Source organism: Bacillus sp. B1-b2, from assembly GCF_009183415.1.
GTDB lineage: Bacteria > Bacillota > Bacilli > Bacillales > Cytobacillaceae > Niallia.
This window is the reverse complement of sequence record NZ_WEHU01000038.1, coordinates 24,441-38,248: the sequence shown is the minus strand read 5'-3', so window position 1 is coordinate 38,248 and position 13,808 is coordinate 24,441. Positions and strand designations below refer to the sequence as shown.

Annotated in this window: 17 protein-coding genes; 13 read left to right on the top strand and 4 right to left on the bottom strand. The window is 33.9% G+C overall.

Annotated features, from left to right (window positions below; translation table 11 throughout):
• Nucleotides 1–83 (top strand): IS3 family transposase (locus tag F9279_RS22515; protein ID WP_152116380.1); only part of this gene is annotated, 83 nt, incomplete at its 5' end.
• Nucleotides 84–144: 61 nt separating this feature from the next.
• On the opposite strand, the gene F9279_RS22510 is transcribed toward F9279_RS22515, so the two are convergent.
• Complete coding sequence (locus F9279_RS22510; RefSeq protein WP_152116377.1) at nt 145–594, bottom strand: DinB family protein; 450 nt, start codon at nt 592–594, stop codon at nt 145–147.
• Between the two features lie 149 nt (nt 595–743).
• Here F9279_RS22510 and pduL point away from each other — a divergent pair, with 149 nt between their 5' ends.
• Together pduL and F9279_RS22500 are read left to right on the top strand one after the other, a co-directional pair.
• A complete protein-coding gene (pduL, locus tag F9279_RS22505) occupies nt 744–1,310 on the top strand; it encodes a phosphate propanoyltransferase (RefSeq protein WP_152116376.1) in 567 nt (188 codons plus the stop codon).
• Nucleotides 1,311–1,646: 336 nt separating this feature from the next.
• Nucleotides 1,647–2,180, top strand: a complete 534-nt coding sequence (locus F9279_RS22500) for a cell wall hydrolase (RefSeq protein WP_152116375.1) — start codon at nt 1,647–1,649, stop codon at nt 2,178–2,180.
• Between the two features lie 99 nt (nt 2,181–2,279).
• Here the strand turns inward: F9279_RS22500 and F9279_RS22495 are convergent, their stop codons facing one another.
• The gene (locus tag F9279_RS22495) at nt 2,280–3,116 is read right to left on the bottom strand and encodes a MurR/RpiR family transcriptional regulator (protein WP_152116374.1); all 837 of its coding nucleotides are present in this window, start codon (nt 3,114–3,116) and stop codon (nt 2,280–2,282) included.
• 187 nt (nt 3,117–3,303) lie between these two features.
• Between F9279_RS22495 and F9279_RS22490 the strand changes: the two genes are divergently transcribed.
• Genes F9279_RS22490 through F9279_RS22475 form a run of 4 tightly spaced genes read left to right on the top strand, consistent with a single transcriptional unit; the run spans nt 3,304 to nt 7,477 of the window.
• Nucleotides 3,304–4,173 (top strand): cell division protein FtsQ, encoded by an 870-nt coding sequence (locus tag F9279_RS22490; RefSeq protein ID WP_152116373.1) that lies wholly within the window; start codon nt 3,304–3,306, stop codon nt 4,171–4,173.
• Nucleotides 4,170–5,885 (top strand): ABC transporter ATP-binding protein, encoded by a 1,716-nt coding sequence (locus F9279_RS22485; RefSeq protein WP_152116372.1) that lies wholly within the window; start codon nt 4,170–4,172, stop codon nt 5,883–5,885. The genes F9279_RS22490 and F9279_RS22485 overlap by 4 nt, the downstream gene beginning before the upstream one ends.
• Nucleotides 5,872–6,690 carry an energy-coupling factor transporter transmembrane component T family protein gene (locus F9279_RS22480; RefSeq protein ID WP_152116371.1) on the top strand — a complete coding sequence of 273 codons (819 nt, stop codon included), beginning with the start codon at nt 5,872–5,874 and terminating at the stop codon, nt 6,688–6,690. Before F9279_RS22485 ends, F9279_RS22480 begins: the two co-directional genes overlap by 14 nt.
• A 13-nt stretch (nt 6,691–6,703) precedes the next feature.
• Nucleotides 6,704–7,477 (top strand): PHP-associated domain-containing protein, encoded by a 774-nt coding sequence (locus F9279_RS22475; protein WP_152116370.1) that lies wholly within the window; start codon nt 6,704–6,706, stop codon nt 7,475–7,477.
• Between the two features lie 30 nt (nt 7,478–7,507).
• Here F9279_RS22475 and F9279_RS22470 read toward each other — a convergent pair whose 3' ends face one another.
• On the bottom strand, nt 7,508–7,822 hold the full coding sequence (locus tag F9279_RS22470; RefSeq protein ID WP_152116369.1) for a putative quinol monooxygenase: 315 nt from the start codon (nt 7,820–7,822) through the stop codon (nt 7,508–7,510).
• Nucleotides 7,823–8,103: 281 nt separating this feature from the next.
• Here F9279_RS22470 and F9279_RS22465 point away from each other — a divergent pair, with 281 nt between their 5' ends.
• The 3 genes from F9279_RS22465 to F9279_RS22455 all read left to right on the top strand — a co-directional run bounded on the left by F9279_RS22465 (nt 8,104) and on the right by F9279_RS22455 (nt 10,170).
• Nucleotides 8,104–8,625, top strand: coding sequence for a DoxX family protein (locus F9279_RS22465; protein WP_152116368.1), 522 nt, complete (start codon nt 8,104–8,106; stop codon nt 8,623–8,625).
• A 307-nt stretch (nt 8,626–8,932) separates the two neighbouring features.
• Nucleotides 8,933–9,610, top strand: a complete 678-nt coding sequence (locus F9279_RS22460) for a DUF554 domain-containing protein (RefSeq protein WP_152116367.1) — start codon at nt 8,933–8,935, stop codon at nt 9,608–9,610.
• A 74-nt stretch (nt 9,611–9,684) separates the two neighbouring features.
• Complete coding sequence (locus F9279_RS22455; RefSeq protein WP_152116366.1) at nt 9,685–10,170, top strand: pyridoxamine 5'-phosphate oxidase family protein; 486 nt, start codon at nt 9,685–9,687, stop codon at nt 10,168–10,170.
• A 45-nt stretch (nt 10,171–10,215) separates the two neighbouring features.
• On the opposite strand, the gene F9279_RS22450 is transcribed toward F9279_RS22455, so the two are convergent.
• The gene (locus F9279_RS22450; RefSeq protein ID WP_152116365.1) at nt 10,216–10,707 is read right to left on the bottom strand and encodes a GNAT family N-acetyltransferase; all 492 of its coding nucleotides are present in this window, start codon (nt 10,705–10,707) and stop codon (nt 10,216–10,218) included.
• Nucleotides 10,708–10,938: 231 nt separating this feature from the next.
• Here F9279_RS22450 and F9279_RS22445 point away from each other — a divergent pair, with 231 nt between their 5' ends.
• The 3 genes from F9279_RS22445 to F9279_RS22435 are packed head-to-tail and all read left to right on the top strand — an operon-like array spanning nt 10,939 to nt 13,801.
• Nucleotides 10,939–12,051: an ABC transporter ATP-binding protein gene (locus F9279_RS22445; protein WP_152116364.1), complete on the top strand. Its 1,113-nt coding sequence runs from the start codon at nt 10,939–10,941 to the stop codon at nt 12,049–12,051.
• The gene (locus F9279_RS22440; RefSeq protein WP_152116363.1) at nt 12,048–12,986 is read left to right on the top strand and encodes a carbohydrate ABC transporter permease; all 939 of its coding nucleotides are present in this window, start codon (nt 12,048–12,050) and stop codon (nt 12,984–12,986) included. The genes F9279_RS22445 and F9279_RS22440 overlap by 4 nt, the downstream gene beginning before the upstream one ends.
• Nucleotides 12,983–13,801, top strand: a complete 819-nt coding sequence (locus F9279_RS22435; RefSeq protein ID WP_193224675.1) for a carbohydrate ABC transporter permease — start codon at nt 12,983–12,985, stop codon at nt 13,799–13,801. The genes F9279_RS22440 and F9279_RS22435 overlap by 4 nt, the downstream gene beginning before the upstream one ends.
• Nucleotides 13,802–13,808: the final 7 nt, after the last annotated feature.

Genomic DNA, 13,808 nt, shown 5'->3' with positions numbered 1-13,808 from the left:
ATTACAATAATTATAGATACCAATGGAACTTAAAAAAGATGACTCCTGTTCAATACAGAAATCATCTTCTTATGGCAGCATAGGCTTTTTATAAAATGTCCTTTACAAAGGGTACACTTTATTATTCAACTAGGCGTTTTTTTTTCATTTTTTAAAAATTTGATTATATATATGATGTTCCATATGATCCACATAATCTTGTATCAACCACTCAAGTGTTTGAATCTGATTATTTTGAATATCACATGGTATAGTTAATTTCTCCTTAGGAATCATTTCAATAACGGAAACAATTTGTTTATTTAAGGCTTGGAAAAGGATAATTATGTCATTCAATGACTTATTTTGATATGCTTGAATAGCTACCCATTCGTCTTGTTCGTATGGTGTAATCTTATATGTAGGTTTTTCATATTGGATGGTTATAAATCTTTGTAAATTATGGATGGCTGAATCGCAAAGATGGCCAAGTATTTCTTTTTTAGACCATTTGTTGGGAAAGGGTCGCTTAGAAATTTCCTCTTCAGGCATAGTTTGGTATTCTTTAGGAAGTACTTGTATCCAATAGTTTAGTCTATTTAAGATAGATTCCATTTGGTCTCTCCATTCGTTTTTCTCTATATATTCTATAAAATAATGAAAATTCCTTGAACCATTTTAGAATTAATTGCCATATTTCACGATTAACCTTTCCTAATAAGGGAAAAGTAATGACATACAAAATGATAAAGGAGCGATTTCTCATGCAAATTCCAATTGGAGTCTCAAATCGACATATTCATTTAACAAAAGAACATGTATATCAATTATTTGGTGAAGGTTATGAACTAAAGGTGAAGAAAGAACTATCACAACCTGGAGAATTTGCAGCAGAAGAAACCGTAACAATTAAAACAGAGAAATCAGAAATTGCTAAAGTTCGAATCCTAGGTCCGATAAGAAGTTTAACACAAATTGAAATATCTAAAACAGATGCCTTTCATTTAGGGATTAAACCTCCTATTCGTCCATCTGGAAAAATAGAAGGGACGCCAGGAATCACCATAATTGGTCCTAATGGAGAGATTACGGTAGAGGAAGGGGTCATTATAGCAGAGCGACATATTCATATGACTCCGACTGATGCACAAACCTTCGGAGTAGAAGATGGGCAGTATGTAAGTATTAAAGTAGAAGGAGAACGTGAATTAGTTTTTCACCAAGTTTTAATACGTATAAAAGATACGTATGCATTAGATATGCATATTGATACAGATGAAGCAAATGCTGGTGGCTTGAAAACAGGAGATAAAGGTGAATTGTTGAAATAGGATCGTCATCTGCTTTAACTAGTTATAGTTAAGGCAGATATTTATGTTTAAATGGGAAATAGTAGGTAAAAATTACCTAATCAACATGATAAGAAATGAATATCCAAAACAGATAGTAAAGACCAAAAAGGCATTCATAAAAGAAATGAACGCCGATAAACAGAAGGAAAAAACCAAAAGAGGTATGTTTTTCCCACCCAATCACTAATCGATTTCCAAAAAACTACATTTCCATCTCTTCCATATATTATACAATGAGAAATGGTTGCAAAGATGTTAGTCTTGTATATGGGCCTGTTAAGTGAGTTACTAACTTTCTAACAGGAGGTATACAAGATGAATAAATTTATGTTAATGGCAATGACAATAACTTTGGTTATTAATTCATATATAACTGTTCCGACAGTCGTTAAAGCTGCATCTGTACAAGATGAGGGTGCAACAAAGGTTTCCACTAGACAATTTGCTATTGATACAAATAAAGATATATCTAGTTTCAAAGAAGAGCAAGAAATGACAAAAGCAGAAAAAAACTTACTGGCCCGTCTTGTTCATGCAGAAGCAAAAGGAGAGCCGTACGCTGGTAAAGTAGCAGTTGCTGATGTAGTGTTAAATAGAGTAGAAGAGCAAGGTTTCCCTGATACTTTAGAAGAGGTTATCTACCAAAAGAATGCATTTGAGCCTGTGCAAAATGGTTCTATCAACCAGTCTGCTGATCATGATTCAAATAAAGCAGTGGAAGAAGCACTTGAAAACAATAAAGAAAACGAAAATCTATTGTATTTCTATAATCCTGAAACAGCTACAAGTGATTGGATACTAACTCGACAAGTGGTTAAAACAATCGGAAATCATGCCTTTTCAATCTAAGTAATTAACAAAAAGAAGTATAAAGCCTCTGTGCTTATACTTCTTTTTTATATAAATTTTTTTGAAAAAAAGTATGGAGTAAGAAGAGACAACCCCTAATTACCTCGGCAACAGATGTCCGTACCTTCCTCTTAATTCACTGATCCTTTCCAAACGCTGCACACTCTCTTTCTCATTTTTAGCACCAACTGCTAGAATGATATTCTCAATTAAAAAGGTAGGCCCAATCATGGAATGAAATTCTCTAATATCTCCTCTACTTGCGAACAAGACTAGATCGGCTTTAGTAGAAAAGCCAGACACAAGTTGATCTGTAATGATGATGGTTTTATAGCCAATTTGCTTTGCATAATCAAGTAGTACCTGTGCCTCTTTTAATAGACGAATAAACCCAAATACAATAAGTGCATCCTCTTTTGTGAAATGAATAACATCTTCCAGTATTTCACTACCTGCCTTGTTAAGAATACGGATGTCTATTCCATAGCGGGACATACGATATTTCATTAATTCTCCTAATCCTAGAGATGGACCTGGGCAATAGAGGTAAATAGATTTTGCAGAAACCATAGCTTGTATAGCCTTTTGAAACACTTCTTCTTCATATTGTTCAATTGTTTTATAAAGATGATGAGTGGAAGAAGTGAGTGTATGGTAGGGAAATGCTTGAGTATTTTCCACCATGCTAATTCCCTTTTTCATTTTTCCAGCTGGTGATGCTTGAAGCTGTGACACCATACTTGATTTAAATTCTTTCATATTCTTGTATCCAACTGTACGCCAAAATCTGGAGACAGAAGCAATACTTACTTTAACAGCATCTGCCACTTCTTGTTCTGTTGAAAGTAATACCTGCTGTAAATTCTTTTCAATATAGTCCGCTATCTTAAATTGACTTGGTGACATGGCTTCAATGTTCCAATTAAAGGTAAGCACTCTCCCAACTCCTTTCCTATCTATCGAAAAGGATAGCACATCTTTCTTCTAAAAAAATAAGTATGTAAGTTTTTTTACAAAATGTTAGAAAACGATAATAATTTTACAATGCTTTTACTTATCTCCCATATTTTATTAAATTCCTTATCTTATGATAAATATATCAAATACAAGGAGGCAATACGTAATGAGTCAATTAAAAGAGAGATATGTTTTAACACAGTCCCAAAAAATGATGGTGTTTATTTTGTCTATGTCTTTGTATGGGTTGTCAAACATGATTACCGAACTAATACCTTCCGTACAATTTGGTCCTGTTGAATTTTCTGTAGAGTATTTTGCATTTATTCCATTAACGTTATGTATGTTATTCCATCCATTATATGCGGCAATCGGTGCTGCATTAGGAGAAGTAATTTTCGGTGAAATAATGCTAGGGCAATTTGGTGGATTTGGTGAATTAGAAAAGTTTATCTCCTTCTCACTTGCTATGTTTATTGCTGGTTCCCTTGTTCGTGATCCAAAGAATAGAAGGCAAGTTGGGATAGCAGCCATTACAGGGGTTATTATTCATCAAGCAATTAGTTCCATGGTTGATATCGGAAAAGTTTGGATTGGGGTAGAAGAATTAGAAACAGTTCCTGGATTAGCTGAAAGTGTCGTTGCTATTGAAGGCTTCTCTTTTCTAAACGATGTATTATTCTCTGGCATACTCTTTGCTTTATTGCCGACCTTGTACTTAGTACCACGTCTTTATGGGAAAATTGAGCCATTGCTAGGAATGAAGCCACGAGATAATAAAATGAAGTATTCCATGAGGAAAATTATTACTCCAAAGCTAGTGATTACTGGAGTTATTCTTGCCATTGCATCATTCTTCTTTGAATACTTATCAGAAGCGGGCTTTAACTGGGAGTGGGAAGCAGATTTCTTAGAAATGTTTGGAGAATGGTTTATCTGGGTTAGTATTGCTGTAGCATTTGTGATAGCAGCTGTAACCTTATTAATCATGCGTAATAGTAAGAAGAAAAAGGAAGAAGAAAGGATTATTCTATGACTTTGCAAATCAGCATAGACCAAGTAAGTTTTCAATATCCTGGTGTGGAGGAGCCTGTTCTAGATCAAGTGTCACTTAACATACATAAAGGGGAATTTCTTGCCATTATTGGGAGTAACGGGAGTGGGAAGTCCACTCTCTGTAAGCTAATGAATGGTTTGATTCCACATTATTATGTAGGCGAATTTGCAGGAAAGGTAACGGTAAATGGTTTAGTTACTACTGAACATAAAGTAACGGATTTTTCTTCTCATGTAGGGTATGTGTATCAGGATTTTGAAAACCAGCTTGTTAGTCCTCGTGTGTTAGAGGATGCAAGCTTTGCTCCACTTAATTTTGGTTATGCTGATTATAAAGAACGAGGAAGGAAGGCACTTGACCTTGTTGGACTTTATAACCATGATGATGAATTTATTTGGCAGTTAAGTGGTGGCCAAAAGCACCAACTCGCACTTGCTGGAGCACTTTCTCTTGATCCAGATATCTTAATTATTGATGAACCTATAGCTCAGCTTGATCCAGAGCATGCGAAGGACATTTACAATATTTTAAAAAAACTTAATCAAGAGCATGGCAAAACCATTATAGTCATTGAACATCATACTGAATTTATCGCTGAATACTGCAACAAAGTAGTTCTGATGGAAAAGGGGAAAGTTCTTTGGAAAAAAAGTACGAAAGAAGCATTAAGCTCTGTAGATGAATTAATGAAGCATCAAATTTATCCACCACAAGTAACACAAGCTGCTTATAAGTTAAATTCATTTCATAAAGAACTACCAATTACCTTAGAAGAAGCAGAAGAATTCTTTCAACCCTTTCTACATAGCGAGCAGCCAAGGAATATAGCAGCCAATAGCAATGGGAAAAATAATAGAGATACAGTATTGGAAATGGATAAAGTGACATTTTCTCATAAGCTTGTAAATCGGTCTAAGCGAAAAACAGTGAAAGACGTTAGTTTAGCTGTTCATAAAGGTGATTTCATTGCCCTTGTAGGGAATAACGGTGCAGGAAAATCCACCTTAATGCGCTTATTCACGGGTCTTGTGAAACCAGAAGATGGAAATGTTATTGTGGAAGGAATTAATACAAAAAAAGTCTCTCCAGAAAAATTAGCAGATAAAGTAACGTATATTTATCAAAATCCAGAAGAAATGTTTATTGAAGATTGTGTTCGTAAGGATGTAGAGTTTTTCTTGAAAGCTCGTAAAGTTCCTGACTATGAGCAAATCGTTGACAAGGTATTGCAGCAATTTGATTTAAAAGAACTTGAAGATAAAGATAGCCGACTGATGAGCGGGGGACAACAAAGGAGAGCATCTTTAGCCATTGGAGTTGCCATGAATCCCTCTATTATTCTATTAGATGAACCAACTGCCAATTTAGATATTGCAACAAGAAAACATATAGCAAGACTCATTGACTCATTAAAAGAATCTGTAGATGCTGTTATTATCGCTACTCACGATATGCAGCTTGTTGCAGAGTGGGCAAACCGAATTATTGTTCTTCATGAAGGGGAAGTTCTTCATGATGGTAATCGAGAATCAGTTTTTAGTAATCCACTATTATTAAAAAAAGCTGGACTCACCTCTCCTCAGATTCTTGAATTAAGTAGAAGATTAAATAGAGATAACCTTTCTTATTCCGTAGAAGACTTTGTGCAAGAGATGAAAGAAGCGGAGGTTGTGATGAGTGGAGCTTACTAAGAAATTTGTAGAGAAGCTATCAGTGGAACAAGTCAAGATTGAATTGTTAAACACTGCTTATGGAAATAATGAAACATTTTTAGCAAGGCTTGATCCTCGGACACTCTTTATTTGGTATATATATTTTGGGATAGCTCCATGGTTTATTCATCATGTAGGTATATTAATTGGATTATTTGCATTTATGGTTATTACGACGTTTATGTCTAAAGTAACACCACTAGTCATTATTATTCTTTGTTTAGGGTTATTAGGGCAAGGAGGATATCTACTTATCGCCTCTTGGTTTTTTGGTGGAGATATTACGGTCATTATTCCTCTATTAATTTTGACATTAAAGCTGTCTATTATTTCTTTAGCTAGTATTACTGTTTTTTGCTCCATGGATCCTGAAAAACTAAGTAACGGTTTACTTAAAATAGGAGTTCCTGGTCAAGTATCTTTTAGTATTGCCTATGGATATCGAATGCTTCCAAGTTTGCTAGAAGAATATCATCATGTTTTTCTGTCTTTCCGTTTACGTGGTAAAGCTCCTGAAAAGCATGGGATTCTCTATTGGAGAACGATTACTTATTTCGCTAAAATAGCTGTTTTATCTTTTTATCCATTGTTATTAAGTACAGCAAAGCGTGCTAGAACAACAGTGGAAGCTTTAGAAACAAAAGGAAGTTTTTATGCATTTACTCGTCCAGAAGTAAAGAGAATTAAATTAGCTCACCTAACGTTTAAGAAGAAAGATTATTTCTTTCTAGTGATTTCAGCAGTATATGTTTTTGTTGTAAATATGTTAGCTCTACTATTCTAGGAGGTTATACAAAATGAAAATTGATTTCCACAGCCATGTAAAAATCTCAAAAAAATCTGAGTTTATGCCAGAGTATTTTCAAGAAATGATGAAAGAAGCAAAGCTAGCAGGACTAACTGCACTTTGTATGACAGAGCACTTTAATACTAGACGCTTCTTTGATATTTACAATTATTTAGATAGTAATCACCTGTATGAAAATGGATATTATAATATCGATGGTTTTAAGCTTTTTCCAGGAATAGAAGTGGATGTGAAGGAAGTAGGTCATATTCTGTTAGTAGGAGACAGAGAAGATATACGATCTATTAGAACGTTATTAGAACCTCATACTAAGGAAGAAAAATTTGTGCCATTTGATCAACTAATGGATTTGGCTGATTCATATAATGTGTTAAGAATTGGTGCACATGCGTTTAGAGAAAGCACACCGCTTTATCATTTACAAGAAGCACAGTTATTACGATTAGATGCATTAGATTTAAATGGGAAAGATTTATATTCGCAAGGAGTAGAAGCATATGAAGAAAAACTTGTTGCTTTTGCACAAAAGTTAGGACTGCCATATGTGGGAGGTAGTGACACCCATCAGTTTTTACAGTATGGATGTATTCTTAATGAATTAGAACAAGAATGTGAAAATGTACAGGATTTAAAAGCATGTATTCTTTCACGTAATTATCATGTAACAATATCGAAGGATTTACCTTTAAAAGTAAAGGGTGCTACTATTACTAAAAAATGGATGAAAAAAGCATTGAAGGTTGAAAAGCAGATTATAATATAAGAAAGGAGCTTCTTCATAGAAGCTCCTTTCTTATATAGGTGATATTCCTTTCCCACCAATTGTTTCTAATGTCTTTATCCGCTCCATTCCGGTAATAATTGGTTTTGCTTTTTGGATTAATGTTTGTGTTGAGGGAAGACGTAAGGAGGCTTGATGTGCTTCTACATCACTCCATATTTCATACACATATACACAGTCAGGTTCATCTATAGAAGTGCTTACTTGATAATGCTCACATGAAGACAAATCTCTCATGGACTCTGCCGCCTCTAATAATATTTTCACCATAGTGTTTCTTTGTCCTTCTGTGACAGTAAACTTACCGAATAGACCATATTTGCTCATTAACCTCGTAACCTCCTTTAAATATACTTAATAGTATAAGAAGTTCGCTATTATCCTATATAAATCCTTTAATACAATAAGCATGAATGGGTGAGAAATGTAACCACTTGCGTATAAAATTCACAAATTAGTCAAAAGATTATTGCTAAAATGTGAAGTATATCACAAAGTTATACTCAAAAAGAGAAAAGATGATATGATGTAAGTGTAGTAAGAAACATACAAGATCTTGTGAAGTAATGAACAAAAAATATGATTTATAATAAAGGAGCTGGAGTAAAATGTTAGATTTATTAAGAAAAAATAATATCGTAGCAGGTGTCTTAGCAGTATTCCGCATTTATCTTGGTTATCAATTTCTTCATGCAGGGTTTGGCAAAGTAACAGGGGGAGTTTTCGATGCATCTGGATTTCTACAAGGAGCGATTGCATCTAGTACTGGAGATCATCCAGCAGTTCAAGGCTGGTGGGCAGCATTCTTAGAGCACTTTGCATTACCAAATGCTGGTTTATTCACATTCTTAGTACAATGGGGAGAAGTACTTGTAGGTATTGCACTAATACTTGGTTTATTCACAAACTTTGCAACAATAATGGGTATGCTAATGAACTTTGCTTTCCTATTCAGTGGAACAGTTAGTACAAATGCACAAATGGTTCTTCTAGCAATCTTCGTAGTAGTAGCAGGAGCAAATGCAGGTAAATTTGGATTAGATAGATTTGCAATGCCATATATCAAAAACTTTATTGCAAATAAAACAAATAAAACAAATAAAAGTAAAAAAGATCCAGCAGTTGTATAATAGATAAGAGAATCTAGTAAAACCAGACATGTAAAATGTCTGGTTTTACTTTTTTATAAAGAAGAATACAGGGTATTTACTACATATTCATTTCTTGAAAGAAGTAAAGTAGGAAAGAACAGCTACTAAAATCATTAGTAGCTGTTTATATATATAAATAGCTTTTATTAATTGTAATTCAAAACGGAAAGAAAAAAGGAATCAGAAGAAGAATCTACCAAAAAAAAAATATTGGTTTACAATAGGTAATAAAGGAATATCGTTATATTTAATAAAATATCACTCATAAAGATAAAGGAGTACTACTGTGATTGGAACTTTATTTAACTGTTTAACTATCCTGATTGGAAGCACTATTGGTAGCTTTCTTAAAAAAGGAATGAAAGACAAATATCAAGAGATTTTAATGCAAGCAATGGGACTTGCTGCAACAGCACTAGGTATTCATTCAATTGTAAAGTACATGCCAGATAGCAAGTATCCCGTATTATTTATTGTTAGCCTTGCTATTGGAGGACTCATTGGGGAAAAGCTTGATATAGAAACTGGATTTAAAAAAATTGTGGCTAAATTCTCTAAAGGAAACTTAGCAGAAGGACTATCTACTGCTATCCTATTATTCTGTGCAGGTACTTTATCTATTCTAGGACCAATTGAAAGTGCGTTGAAGGGGAATCATACTTTTCTTTTTACCAATGCTATTCTTGATGGAGTAACTTCCATTGTACTTGCATCAACCTTTGGATTTGGTATTGCCGCTTCTGCTATTGTTCTTTTTTTATGGCAGGGATTTTTTTACGTTACAGCTGGTCTTCTTGCTCCATTTTTGACCATAGATCTATTAACAGAGATATCTATAATAGGCGGTGTGCTCATTCTTAGCTCTGGCTTTAGTATCCTTGGGATTAAAAGCTTTAAAACATTAAATTTATTACCGTCTCTTCTTATACCAGTTCTTTGGTTTATTATATTAGAATTTATATAAGACTATTATCATTCCTGATTAAATGTTATATAAAAGGGTAATATACCTGTATAACAAAGATTGAGGTGATGGAAATGTCTAATATGCTAAAGCAAGAAGAACTAGAGCTAGTAAGAGATTTAATTAAGGATGTTGACACAGCCATGCTCACTACGGTAACAGAAGAAGGTCTTGTTTCGCGTCCTATGAAAACACAGGAAGTAGAATTTGATGGTGACTTATGGTTCTTTACGAAGAAAGCAACAGAAAAATACGATGAAATAATGCATGATCAAGATGTGAATGTAGCATATGCAGGTAAATCTTATGTTTCTGTAAGAGGAAAGGCTGAAATTGTTGAGGATTTAGCAAAGAAAAAGGAATTATGGAGTAAGGCATATGAAAAAATTATGCAAACTAACTATGATGATCCAAGTGTTGTCCTAATTAAGGTAAATGCAGAAGCAGCAGAATATTGGGATACAGGAAGTTTTACAAAAAGAATGGCGTTCTTCTATAAGAGAATGACTGGACAAAGTGCAAAATCTACAGATGTTAATGATACAGTTGAACTTAAATAGATAGGAAAGAAGGGGTGTCTGATGGCGGACAACCCTTTTTTTACATTAAAATTCATATTGATAGAAAAGCTTATCCACTTCCATTACAGGGAAATTGGAAGGAAGGTTCTGTCGTTCTATCTTTTTAAACCCATTCTTCTCATAAAAACGATGAGCAGCTTTAAATTCAGGCGTTGTACCTAAATAAATGGCTAAAGTAGAATGACTTTTTGCCCAATTCAAAGCTTGTTGTAATAACAAATGGGCCGTTTTATAATGAGATCCTCGAAAATCCCTATGCACAAACATTTTTCTAAGAGCTACATTATCTTCTCCAATATCTAACAAACTGATCGAACCCACTACTCTATTATTATACAAAGCAACCCAGAAATTTCCCTTTCCTGTTTGATAAAAGCTGCTTATTTGTTGTAGATCTGGCTGATCTTCCTTAGTTATAGATATGTGGTATTCCTTTTGTTGAATAGGTAATATCAAATCAATTACTTCTGTTTCGTAAGATTTATGAAATTCTTCTACTACTATTTTATTATCCACTAGTAAACCTCCTTATTAATACTAGGTTTGTTTCTAATAATTGGAACATAAGTAGAAAGAAAAAGATAGAAATTTTTTATTTCAAAAATTAAATAATTTTAATATTTCGTAAAATGAATTTGAAGTTTGTCTAGCTAAATGGAGATTTATGTTAATGATTGGTAAAAATAGTTCTATTCCACTGAAATTATGATTAAATAGGATTGTAATTCAGAGGAGGAGGGGTCATGCTTGAAGGCAGTTGAAATGCTAGACATATCTAAGTCATATGATAAGCAAAAATCTGTTATTGACCAGATAAGTCTTACGATAGAAAAAGGAGAATTTTTTGTATTAGTAGGACCATCGGGTTCTGGAAAAAGTACCTTACTTAGAATGATTGCTGGTTTAGAAGAAATCTCTGGTGGAGTATTAAAGATGAATGACAAAACAGTAAATCATCTTCCTCCAAAAGACAGAAATTTGTCAATGGTATTTCAGAATTATGCTTTATATCCCCATTTAACAGTAGAACAAAACATCCTCTTTGGTCTACGTGCAAAAAAAGTAGACAAGAAAGAGCAACAAAAAAGATTATTAGAAACAGCCGAAATGATGGGGTTATCAGAGCTGTTAAAGCGGAAACCAAAGGAACTATCTGGAGGTCAAAGACAGCGTGTAGCACTAGCAAGATCAGTGGTCAGTGAAGCTCCAATTTGCTTAATGGACGAGCCTTTATCTAACTTAGATGCAAAGCTCCGCGCCCATATGAGGGTGGAAATTCGTCGTTTACAAAGAAAACTTGGGCTAACCATGATTTATGTCACACATGACCAAGTAGAAGCAATGACGATGGGAGACCGTATCATGGTTCTAAACGAAGGGAAAATTCAACAAATAGGGGAACCAATTACCTTATATAATCAACCAGCTAATCTGTTTGTTGCATCATTTATAGGATCACCCAAAATAAACTTAAGCAAGGCAAAAATCATGGAACAAAAGCTTGTTTTGGATAGTGGGATGCAAATAACAATGGAAAAAAGTGATATTTTACCTGTGCTTCCATATAAAAATTTGACGATTGGTATTCGTTCAGAACACATTCTTCCAGGTAACGAAGAAAATAATAGTCATACGTTAGAAGTAATAAATGTAGAGCACTTAGGAAATGAAACGCTATTAACCTTCGAAGTAGGAGACGAGCTATGGACAGCAAAATGGCTTGGACAGTGGCGTGTGAATGCAGGAGACATGGTCCCTGTCATGATTTCAGCTAAAAATATTAGTTTCTTTGATACAGAAACTGGTGAATTAATTAAACCAGGAGTAGTTAAAAATGAACAAGAGGTTGTTGGCCTATGAATGAAGTAGTCTATCAACAAGATGTTCAATCTTCCATTCATTTTGCTAAGGAAAGAAGAAAACATCGGTTATCTCAATTGATTAAAGGGATACTGTTCCTGTGTCCTTCTATTCTTTTGTTTGGAGTATTTTTATTTTATCCAATGGGAAAAACTATTTATCTAAGTTTTTTCCTCACAAATAACCGTGGAGAGCCTACTGTATTTGTAGGATTAGAGAATTATTTGGATATCTTCCAATCTCCCTTATTTTTACAAAGTTTAAAGTCTACTTTATTTTTTGCTCTTTATACTGTTCCAGGTACTATTATTGTTAGCTTACTTCTTGCTGTAATAGCAAATGAAAAATTAAAAGGAATTGGCATATTTCGCACAATCTTTTCTTCTACCATGGGGATTTCTGTGGCAGCTGCTTCTGTATTTTGGATGTTTTTATTTCACCCTACTATAGGGTGGTTAAATAGACTAGTAGAAGCGCTTGGTATGAATGCAGTTGGCTGGCTAACAGATCCAGATTGGGCCCTATTATCTGTGTCTATTTCTACCATTTGGATGAATATAGGTTTTACCTTTCTCATTTTATTAGGAGGATTACAATCTATTGATTCCTATCTTTATGAAAGTGCAGATATTGATGGTGCAGGTTACTTTTATAAGCTTAGAAGAATCACTATTCCTATGCTATCACCTACCTTATTCTTTGTTTTAACAGTAACCTTAATAAATTCTTTTCAAACATTTGGTCAAGTAGATATGTTAACAAGAGGTGGTCCACAAAATGAAACAAACTTAATCGTCTACTCTATTTACCAGGAAGCATTTATGAACTATCAATTTGGTACTGCAAGTGCACAGGCGATTATTTTATTTCTTATCATCTTAATTCTAACTATCGTGCAATTTAAACTTGGTGAAAGGAAGGTTCATTATCAGTGAGACTTTCTATACCTAAACAACTATTATTCTATTTCTTATTAATTATATTTGCCTTCTTAGTCTTTGCACCAGCGATTATTGCTTTTTTAATGAGTTTCATGTCTTCGCAAGAAATAATGACGGGAAAGATTATTCCAACTGAATTTACATTGGAAAACTATACAAAGGTATTTGAAAGATTTCCACTATTTCAATACTTAATTAATAGTTTTATTGTCTCCATTGTCATTATGCTAGGACAGCTTATTCTTGCTAGTTTAGCTGCATATGCTTTTGTGTTTTTAGAGTTTAAAGGAAGAGACTTTATCTTTTTTCTCTTTATCGCAACAATGATGGTACCTTTTGAGGCATCTATCATTCCTAACTTTCAAACCATTCGTAATCTAGGTTGGCTAGATCATTATAATGGGTTAACGATTCCTTTTTTTGCTACAGCATTTGGAACCTTTCTTTTAAGACAGAATTTTAAACAAATTCCAAATGAATTAAAAGAAGCAAGTGAAATTGCAGGAGTAGGGGACTTTAAATATTATTTAACAGTCGTCCTGCCAATGGCGAAAACAAGCTTGATTACCTTAGGAGTCTATGGGTTTGTCACTTCTTGGAATATGTATCTATGGCCATTATTAACTACTACGAATGATAGTGTTCGAACAGTTCAAATTGGTTTAAGGCAATTGCAATCTCAAGAACAGTTAAATGAGTGGGGAGTTATTATGGCTGGAGCAATTATGGTTGTTTTACCAACACTTATTTTACTCTTTTTAGGACAAAGTAAGCTGCAAAAAGGTTTAACAGAGGGTGCATTAAAGTAAAATTACT

Bases quoted from the DNA above. Each gene is read 5' to 3' on its own strand.
- F9279_RS22510 (WP_152116377.1), bottom strand. From the start codon at position 594: ATGGAATCTATCTTAAATAGACTAAACTATTGGATACAAGTACTTCCT.
- pduL (WP_152116376.1), top strand. From the start codon at position 744: ATGCAAATTCCAATTGGAGTCTCAAATCGACATATTCATTTAACAAAA.
- F9279_RS22500 (WP_152116375.1), top strand. From the start codon at position 1,647: ATGAATAAATTTATGTTAATGGCAATGACAATAACTTTGGTTATTAAT.
- F9279_RS22490 (WP_152116373.1), top strand. From the start codon at position 3,304: ATGAGTCAATTAAAAGAGAGATATGTTTTAACACAGTCCCAAAAAATG.
- F9279_RS22485 (WP_152116372.1), top strand. From the start codon at position 4,170: ATGACTTTGCAAATCAGCATAGACCAAGTAAGTTTTCAATATCCTGGT.
- F9279_RS22475 (WP_152116370.1), top strand. From the start codon at position 6,704: ATGAAAATTGATTTCCACAGCCATGTAAAAATCTCAAAAAAATCTGAG.
- F9279_RS22470 (WP_152116369.1), bottom strand. From the start codon at position 7,822: ATGAGCAAATATGGTCTATTCGGTAAGTTTACTGTCACAGAAGGACAA.
- F9279_RS22465 (WP_152116368.1), top strand. From the start codon at position 8,104: ATGTTAGATTTATTAAGAAAAAATAATATCGTAGCAGGTGTCTTAGCA.
- F9279_RS22455 (WP_152116366.1), top strand. From the start codon at position 9,685: ATGTCTAATATGCTAAAGCAAGAAGAACTAGAGCTAGTAAGAGATTTA.
- F9279_RS22440 (WP_152116363.1), top strand. From the start codon at position 12,048: ATGAATGAAGTAGTCTATCAACAAGATGTTCAATCTTCCATTCATTTT.